This window comes from Kitasatospora sp. NPDC030952 (assembly GCF_055571335.1).
Genome location: NZ_JBVIFM010000021.1, coordinates 155,668 through 157,315, shown reverse-complemented (window position 1 = coordinate 157,315; position 1,648 = coordinate 155,668). Strand labels below are relative to the sequence as shown.

Below are 1,648 nucleotides of genomic sequence, written 5' to 3'. Positions count from 1 at the left end.
GACCAACTGGTCCGCAGCGTCCCCCCGCACTGCGCCGAACGGATCTCCCAGCTCGCCCTCGAATGCGCCGCCGCCTGGCGCGAGTTCGCCCGCCTGGTCGAGACCACCCAGGCCGCCCCCGGCGCCCTCAGCGCCTGAAAGCAGGCGCGCCGCACGGCCGTTCACCGCCGCACCGGCGAACGGCCGTGCAAATGCGGTCGGTTCAGCAGTCGCACATCCGATTCGACGAAACGAGGACCGGACGGCCCCGCCGGGCGGAAATCCGTCGCGGCGGAAGAATTGCCGGTGACCATCCGCGCACCGGCCACCGCCGCACTCCGGCGCGGCCTTTCCGCATTCCGCGCATCAGCCCCGGCCGGGCCCGCCACCTGCGCCGACAGCCCGCCAGGAGCGGTGGGACGCTCCGCCGTGCCATGAATCCCACGCACTCGGGGGCGCATTCCCTCACGTATTCCGGATGGTCCGGACCAGCCCTTCACCCGTTCCGTCCCGGGTGATTTCCATGCTTGCGGGAGGCCCGGACGGAAGGCAGAGTGGTCCGGGTCCGGGAGGCCAGAACCCGGTGCACGAGCGGCGATCCGGCCCCGGATTCCCCGCGGCCCGGCAGAGCGCGATCCGGTGGAACGCGATCCGCCGCCGAGCCGTACCGAGCCGCGCCGAGCGCACCGGCGGTCTACCACGTGACCGGCTCGACCCCTCCCTACGCCCTCAGCGCTCGAGGTGGAAACGAAAACGCCATGATTGACGCACTCACCACCACAACCGCCCGTACGACATCCCGCCAGAACCCGCCGGAGCAGCCGGCCGCCGACCCGGTGGACGCCGATCCGGTGGACGCCGATCCGGTGGAAGCGGCCCCGCTCAAAGGGCCCGTGAAGTTCCTGATCGAACGCGAGCTGCGCGCCGGGGACCAGCTGCGCCGCGCCGAGCCCCGACACCACCTCTACTGGAGACGGATGGCCGCCTTCGAGATCCTCCTGCACGGCGGCAGCTGGACCGAGGGCACGGGGGAGACCCTGCTGCTGCAGGTCGCCGACAGCGCGGCACTGCAGCACGTGCTGGCCCAGGACCCTTACGTCCAGCAGGGGTTGATCCTGCGGACCAGGATCCGGGAGCTGGAGAACATCCTGGAGGCGGCCAGGGCGCTGCGCCCCGGCCCGGGCCGGGAGGCCGCCGGCGCCCCGGCCGGAGCCCTCGCCGTCACCGAGCCGCTCAGCGCCCACGAGCGGCGGCTGGCCCGGATGATCCTGGACGGGCTGACGAACCGTCAGATCGCCGCGAGGCTGGGCGTTTCGCCGCGCGCCGTCGAGCAGCACATCACGCGGATCTACCGCAAGCTCGCCATCAGCCGGCGCGCCCAGCTGGCCGTCGCCCTGGAGCGCTCGGCCGAGCCGGTCGGCACCGGCCCGGCCCGGGCCGGGTACCGGGAGGGCGCCTGACCCCTGTGCCCCGGACCCCGCCGGGCCCGGGGCACAGGGGCGCAAAGGCCCCCGGGGGCCCCGGGGGGGGGGGGGGGGGGGGGGGGGGGGGGGGGGGGGGGGGGGGGGGGGGGGGGGGGGGGGGGGGGGGGGGGGGGGGGGGAAGGGGGGGGGAGGGGGGGGGGGGGGGGTGGGACGGGAGGGCGGGGGGGGGGGACGTTCCGGCCTTT

1 protein-coding gene is annotated in these 1,648 nt (G+C 75.4%); it reads left to right on the top strand.

Translation table 11 applies throughout. From position 1 onward, the window contains the following. The first annotated feature begins 737 nt into the window (after positions 1-737). On the top strand, positions 738-1,439 hold the full coding sequence (locus ACZ47G_RS30445; protein ID WP_465748138.1) for a helix-turn-helix transcriptional regulator: 702 nt from the start codon (positions 738-740) through the stop codon (positions 1,437-1,439). Positions 1,440-1,648 lie beyond the last annotated feature (209 nt).

What these genes read in the sequence shown, in the direction of transcription:
- ACZ47G_RS30445 (WP_465748138.1), top strand. Translation starts at nt 738, where the DNA reads ATGATTGACGCACTCACCACCACAACCGCCCGTACGACATCCCGCCAG.